We start from the raw sequence: 6,784 nt of genomic DNA, 5'->3' as shown, positions 1-6,784 counted from the left end.
GACCTCGTCATCCCGCTACGTGTTAGCGGGATCTATGCTTTGAGATACCGCGAATGAATCGCGGTATGACATAGGGAACCCTTTCTTGGGTTAGCTATAGATTTACTTCGCATATTCAGCTAATTTTTATTACAATTACAACAAAATAATTTTGGCTTTGATGAAAACTGTATATGTATGTCAATCCTGTGGTCATAGCACTGGCAGGTGGGTAGGGAAGTGTATTGCATGTGACAATTGGGATACAGTTGTTGAGGAAATAGCAGTAAAAACGAGCAAAAGAAGTATATCTGCACCAATTTTAATAAAGACGTTATCGGGTAGCGAAATTATCACTCCAAGTCGTTTTTTAACAGGAATAGAAGAATTAGATAGAGTTTTTGGTGGGGGTATCGTTCAAGGTGCTAGCATTTTAATTGGTGGCGAACCTGGAATTGGGAAATCCACCCTTTTGCTTAGAATTGCAGCTAATGTTGTGCAACTTTCCTCTTTTGAATGTCTTTATGTATCTGGCGAGGAATCTTTAGAGCAAGTGAGTCTCAGAGCAAAGCGTCTTAAGATAAATGAACCTAAAATTAAGCTTTTATCTACAGTGTCTTTAACTGATGTAGTAGCAACAATAAAGGAAAATAAAAGTATTAAATTCTTAGTAATTGACTCTATACAAACAATGTATGATAGCAGAATTACATCAGCACCAGGAACTGTAACTCAGGTCCGCACTTGCGCACATGAATTAACCATTCTTGCGAAACAATATGGTATTTCCCTCTTAATAGTTGGCCATATAACTAAGGATGGACAAATAGCTGGACCTAAAACTTTGGAGCATATGGTGGATACGGTATTATATTTTGAAGGTGAAAATAGCAATCAATACCGCATTTTGCGTACTATTAAGAATAGATTTGGCCCTGCAAATGAAATTGGTGTTTTTGAGATGTCTGAAGCAGGACTTGTGCCTGTTGATAACCCATCATCATTGTTTCTGATGGCCCATGACAGAGAAGTAGTTGGCAGCGCCGTATTTGCAGGAATTGAAGGTTCAAGACCAATTTTAATGGAAGTGCAAGCATTAATAGCAGGAACTAATATGGCAACCCCAAGAAGGGCAGTAGTTGGGTGGGATATTAATAGATTGGCTATGATCATCGCAGTGCTAAATGCTCGTTGCAAAATGTTTTTGCATGATAAAGAGGTATACCTAAACATTGCAGGGGGACTCAAAATACAGGAACCATCGGCTGATCTTGCTGTTGCTGCTTCCCTTATTTCAAGTGTAGTAAATTTACCGCTGCCAACTTCTTCAATAATCTGCGGTGAAGTTGCACTTTCAGGAGAAATTAGGAATGTCTCGCATGCTGATCTCAGACTAAAAGAAGCACAAAAGTTAGGATTCAAAAAAGCAATTATGCCTAAAAATGGTAATTACTCTTCTCACGATATTGAGATAATTAAGCTTGGTCACGTAAGGGAATTAAGAGAAATTTTTAATTACAATTAAATAACGCTTCAGCAAATTCTTTGCTAGTAAACTCCCTTAAGTCCTCTATATTTTCGCCAATTCCTATAGCATGTAACTTTATCTTATAAGCTTCTGCAAGTCCAATTACCACTCCACCCTTAGCAGTGCCATCTAGCTTTGTTACGATTAGCCCGGTAACATTAACCATTTTGCTAAATGCTTCTAATTGGCTATAAGCATTTTGGCCGGTAGTTGCATCAAGAACTAAAATAACATCATGAGGGGCAGTGTCATCCAATTTCTTTATCGTTCTATATATTTTTGATAACTCCTCCATAAGGTTCACATTATTTTGCAGCCTTCCTGCTGTGTCAATTAGAACAACATCAACGTTGTCTTTTATAGCTTGACTTACAGCTCTGTATGCCACACTTGCAGAGTCGCTACCGTACTCTCCAGTAACAATTAAGCAATCAGAACGTTCTGCCCAAATGTTTAATTGCTCACTAGCAGCCGCTCTAAATGTATCGCATGCAACAAGCATAACGGATTTTCCCATTTCCTTATATTTATATGCAAGCTTACCTATAGTTGTGGTTTTACCGTTACCGTTTACTCCGCATACCATTATTATATGTGGTTTTTTATTTAAAATTAACGGCTGTACAACTGGGCTCAATATAGCTTCTATTTCGTTCATTAACTGCTGCGAGATAATATTATGTTCAACTTCCTTGTCAAACTTGATGCTTGTGAGCCTATCGATAATCAACTTAGAAGTTTTATGACCAATGTCCATGCTAATTAGCAATTCTTCTAGCTCGTCTAAAAGCGACTGGTCTAATTTTTTTTTGCCAGAGAAAATACTTTTCACTCCGTCGCTAAAGCGAGAAGAAGTTTTTAACAGGCCTTTATAAAGATTACCAAATAAACTCAAGGGAATGCTCCTTTTAAAATTACAATATAAAGAATGACATGCACTGAGTGTATTTGTAAAGTTAAATACACTCACTTTTGTGTTATTCTGTGAGTAAAATATACCGTTTGCTAGTGTATTTTACTTTAGTTTTTAACCTAAATATGTTATAATGTAGAATAGCGGTTCACAGGTAATTTTATGAGTTATAATGAGAAAATTTTAGATCATTACGAAAATCCAAGGAATGTTGGCTCTCTGGATAAAAATGATCCAAGTGTTGGCACTGGTCTAGTTGGTGCACCATCGTGCGGTGATGTAATGAAATTGCAGATAAAGGTCAATGACAAAGGTGTTATTGAAGATTCAAAATTTAAAACTTTTGGCTGCGGTTCTGCCATTGCTTCAAGTTCCTTGTTAACAGAGATGATAAAGGGAAGAACCATCAGTGACGTTACACAGATAAAGAATACTCAAATAGTGGAAGAGTTGTCTTTACCTCCAGTGAAGATACACTGTTCGGTACTTGCTGAAGATGCTATAAAGGCTGCTATTCATGATTATCAAAGTAAGCAAAAGAATTAAGAAGCATGAGTGAATATCAAGAAGTAGGCGGAGGTGAAACTGTAAAAAAGAATAAAAAACTTATCACTATAACTGCGGAAGCAGTAGAAAGGATAAGGTATTTATTGGACCAAAAGAAGCATACTAACCTTGAGAAACCGGAAGAAGCAATAGGAATAAGAGTGCTAATTAAGCAAAAAGGATGTTCTGGTTTAAAATATGATATTGAATATGCATATGATACTCGTCCTTTAGAGTCGGTAATTGAAGAAAACTGTAGTGATGGCCAAAAAGTTAAAGTGTTGATCGACCCAAAATCCGTCATGTTTATTCTTGGCTCTGAAATGGATTATGTAGAAGAAAAATTTTCATCGGGTTTTGTTTTCAAAAATCCTAATGAGAAAGGAAAATGTGGTTGTGGAGAGAGTTTTCATGTCTAGCAACTATTTTGCATTGTTTGAAATTGAACCAGCTTTCAATATCAGCTTTGATGAGTTAGAGAAAAAATATATTGAGCTAAGCAAGACTGATATAAATGAAAGACAGTCCAAAAACATGGAAAATATCAACAAAGCTTATCAAGTGCTAAAGTCACCACTAGAACGTGCTGAGCATTTGTTGAATCTTTTTGGTGTGGGAAGCCCAAAGGATCATCCAAATTCTGAAATATTAAATGAATCAATGGAAATAAGAGAGTACTTACTAGACTGCGATGATCTACAATTTGCAAGCAGGATAATTGATGAAAAAATAAAAGATTGCGTTAAAAACCTAATTAACACTTTTGCTGTAAAGAATTTTGATGGAGCTGCTACACAAGTCTTAAGATTGAAATATTTATATAAGTCATTTGAGGAGGTGAAAAAGAATGCAACCAATTCAAATTTCTGAACCAAATTCAAGTGAAGTAGTTTTTGGTATAGACCTTGGCACCACCAATTCTTTGATTGCTATGGTGAATAAAGCTGGCAACGTGGAGATATTTAAAGATAAACAAGGAAGAGAACTGCTGCCTTCTGCTCTTTCATATGAAAATAATACATTGAAAACTGGCTACGATGTCGGTCAAAATGCAATCTACTCAATAAAGCGTTTAATGGGTAAAAGTGTTGAAGAATTAAATAAAGAAGGCGTCAATTTTGAAATAGATCATGAAAGCGAAAAAGTTATTAGAATAAAATGCGCAGAGGAAAAGTATCTTACTCCTATTGAGATTTCTGCTGAGATATTAAAAGCTTTATGTGAGAGGGTAAAAAAGTCTAAGAGACTGGAAGTAAAAAAAGCAGTGATTACTGTGCCAGCTTACTTTGACGATTCAGCACGTAACGCAACTAAATATGCGGCAAAATTAGCTGGAATAGAAGTTCTTCGCCTCGTTAACGAGCCAACCGCTGCAGCGCTTTCTTACTCCATTGAAAAGAACAATAGCAGTGGAATATATGCAGTGTATGACCTTGGTGGCGGAACGTTCGATATTTCGATATTGAAATTGCACCAAGGAGTGTTTCAAGTCCTTGCGGTTGGTGGTGACACCAAACTCGGCGGTGATGATTTTGATCATTTGCTAAGCTTAATTGTGCTCAATAAGTATAGAGAAAAAGTAGGTTTAAACAAAGAATGCTCTAGTGTCATCCCAGTGCTCCGACACTGGGATCCAGAAAGTTTGATTACAAATGAACACACCAGAAAGTTATATAATAAGAACTGGATTCCAGTGTCAGCTACTTACATGACAGGGCTATTATCATTCGTTGAATTACGTACTGTGAAGGAATATCTGAGCAAAAATACTGTAGGCACTTTTAAATTCAACATTAACGGCGAATTATTTAAATGCGAAATTACTAGAGAAGAATTCGAGCAGGCAATCAGTTCTTTGGTCAATAAGACTATCAATATAGTCACTCGTACTATAAGCGATATAGATCTTAAAATTGATGATATAAAAGGAGTAATTTTAGTTGGTGGTGCAACTAGAACACCATTGGTTCAAAATTCACTAGTCAAACTCTTTGGAAATAAAGTACTAAATGACGTGGATCCAGATAAAGCAGTTGCCATTGGGGCAGCTCTGCAGGCTCATGATTTAACTTCGAGCTCAAAAGATAGGAATATTCTCCTGGATGTTCTACCTTTATCACTTGGCATAGAAACTATGGGAGGTATAGTTGAAAAAATCATACCAAGAAATACGCCACTACCAGTTTCAGAGATAAAAGAGTTTACAACTTATGTTGATGGGCAAACAGCAATGAAAATTCACGTTTGTCAGGGAGAACGTGAAATGATAGAGGATAACAAATCTCTAGCGCAGTTTGAACTGAAAGGTATACCGCTACTGCCTGCAGGTTCTGCAAGAGTTGAAATAGAATTTACAGTTAACGTTGACGGAATATTGACTGTTACTGCAAGAGAAAAAACCACCAGAATCGAGCAGACAGTTGAAGTAAATTCAAGTTTTGGCTTAAGTGAAGCCGATATTCAAAATATGGTTAACCAGTCAATAAACAGCTTTGATGAAGATATGAAGGCTCGTTCCCTTGCAGGCGCTAAAATTAATGGAAATAAACTCATACACTTGGTTGAAAACAATAATAACTTTTCCACTGATCAAAAGTTGAAAAACCTATTACAAAATGCAAAAAAAGCTTTACAAGGCAATGACTTGAATGAAATTAACAACACTATCGCCGAGTTAGAAAATTCTTCTTTAGAGTTGTGTGAATTAACAAATAGGTAGAAAAAGCTTACACAACCTTGTGCAATACCCTATTTAATCTCAAAGCAACAGGTAACCTGAAATTAAATGGTAACCAATCGACCTTTTCTAATTTAAATGATAAACCAACTATGCTTACACGCCCAATGATATTTTCCATTGGTACAAAACCAACTTCAGGAAACCTGCTATCTAAAGAATTATTTCTATTGTCTCCCATAACGAAAAATTGATCGTTAGGTACATAATAAACCGGAGTGTTATATGATAGCTTATTAGAAATGTCATCTACCAAAATCTCATGTTCCTTGCCACTTAAAAGCGTTTCTATATATCTTGGTATGTTACGATTTGACTCATAATCAAAAAAACTTTCAATTTGCCTTCGCTCTACTTTCTGATCATTTAGGTATAATTCTCCCTCTATCATTTGCACTTTGTCACCTGGTGTTCCTATTACTCGCTTAACAAACCTGATGCTGTCATTTCTTGTGGGTTTGAAAACTACTATGTCGCCACGCTTTGGAGCGGTATAAAAAATCCTGCCGCTAAAAATGTTTGGAGAAAATGGAAATGAGTGTTTACTGTAACCGTATGAATATTTACTAGTAAAAATGTAATCCCCTTCAAGTAGGGTGCTTTTCATTGAACCAGAAGGTATATGAAATGGCTCGAATAAAAAACTACGTATTGACAGCGCAATCAACAGTAAAAAAAACAATGAAGATAAAAATCTTCCCGTTCTTATCACCCAGTTTTTGCTTAGTTCTTCCAACTTTTCCAACTTTGTTTTTCTTATAGATTAAGCTTATTATAATACATAAATTAAAAAATGGTAATATGAAATTTTACTTGTGAATGTTATTCCTCTATTCAAAACAATTTTGAAAAGGCGGTTCATTTCTTTCAACGGTGTCATCCAAGTAGCTGACACGTAACTGTACGAACATTGCAATTTGCAGGTGGCAGATGAAAGTAGCTGATGCACATCTGTACGAACATTTGCTTTTGTTAAGGTAATATGGTGTTATGAAAGTAGCTGACACTGGAATGGCTTTGTTGCATCGCTACTTATGAAAGGCTAACTATAGTTAGGATTATAAGCAACCTATTGAAAATC

At 36.0% G+C, this 6,784-nt stretch carries 8 protein-coding genes; 5 read left to right on the top strand and 3 right to left on the bottom strand.

The features are described 5' to 3' along the window. Nucleotides 1-160 precede the first annotated feature (160 nt). The gene (gene radA / locus ACIPNH_RS05825) at nt 161-1,504 is read left to right on the top strand and encodes a DNA repair protein RadA (RefSeq protein WP_264723993.1); all 1,344 of its coding nucleotides are present in this window, start codon (nt 161-163) and stop codon (nt 1,502-1,504) included. Here the strand turns inward: radA and ftsY are convergent. After that, complete coding sequence (gene ftsY / locus ACIPNH_RS05820) at nt 1,491-2,402, bottom strand: signal recognition particle-docking protein FtsY (protein WP_155969582.1); 912 nt, start codon at nt 2,400-2,402, stop codon at nt 1,491-1,493. The genes radA and ftsY overlap by 14 nt on opposite strands. 180 nt (nt 2,403-2,582) lie before the next feature. Here ftsY and iscU point away from each other — a divergent pair, with 180 nt between their 5' ends. From iscU to ACIPNH_RS05800, 4 genes are read left to right on the top strand one after another with little or no spacing between them, the layout of a single operon-like run. Then, complete coding sequence (iscU, locus tag ACIPNH_RS05815) at nt 2,583-2,966, top strand: Fe-S cluster assembly scaffold IscU (RefSeq protein WP_400772196.1); 384 nt, start codon at nt 2,583-2,585, stop codon at nt 2,964-2,966. Nucleotides 2,967-2,971: 5 nt separating this feature from the next. Further along, entirely contained in the window at nt 2,972-3,385 is a 414-nt protein-coding gene (locus ACIPNH_RS05810; RefSeq protein ID WP_182309603.1) for a HesB/IscA family protein, read from the top strand. Beyond that, nucleotides 3,378-3,836 carry an iron-sulfur cluster co-chaperone HscB C-terminal domain-containing protein gene (locus tag ACIPNH_RS05805; protein WP_265024473.1) on the top strand — a complete coding sequence of 153 codons (459 nt, stop codon included), beginning with the start codon at nt 3,378-3,380 and terminating at the stop codon, nt 3,834-3,836. Before ACIPNH_RS05810 ends, ACIPNH_RS05805 begins: the two co-directional genes overlap by 8 nt. Continuing rightward, entirely contained in the window at nt 3,814-5,685 is a 1,872-nt protein-coding gene (locus ACIPNH_RS05800; protein ID WP_400772194.1) for an Hsp70 family protein, read from the top strand. Before ACIPNH_RS05805 ends, ACIPNH_RS05800 begins: the two co-directional genes overlap by 23 nt. A gap of 7 nt (nt 5,686-5,692) precedes the next feature. Here ACIPNH_RS05800 and lepB read toward each other — a convergent pair whose 3' ends face one another. Both lepB and ACIPNH_RS05790 read right to left on the bottom strand, forming a co-directional pair. Continuing rightward, nucleotides 5,693-6,439, bottom strand: a complete 747-nt coding sequence (gene lepB, locus ACIPNH_RS05795; RefSeq protein ID WP_400772199.1) for a signal peptidase I — start codon at nt 6,437-6,439, stop codon at nt 5,693-5,695. Between the two features lie 94 nt (nt 6,440-6,533). Next, entirely contained in the window at nt 6,534-6,710 is a 177-nt protein-coding gene (locus ACIPNH_RS05790) for a hypothetical protein (protein WP_400772192.1), read from the bottom strand. Between the last annotated feature and the right edge of the window lie 74 nt (nt 6,711-6,784).

This window comes from Wolbachia endosymbiont of Drosophila barbarae, assembly GCF_044752445.1.
Taxonomy (GTDB): Bacteria; Pseudomonadota; Alphaproteobacteria; order Rickettsiales; family Anaplasmataceae; genus Wolbachia; species Wolbachia pipientis.
The sequence above is the reverse complement of the archived record's forward strand: the minus strand, read 5'-3'. Positions and strand labels throughout refer to the sequence as shown.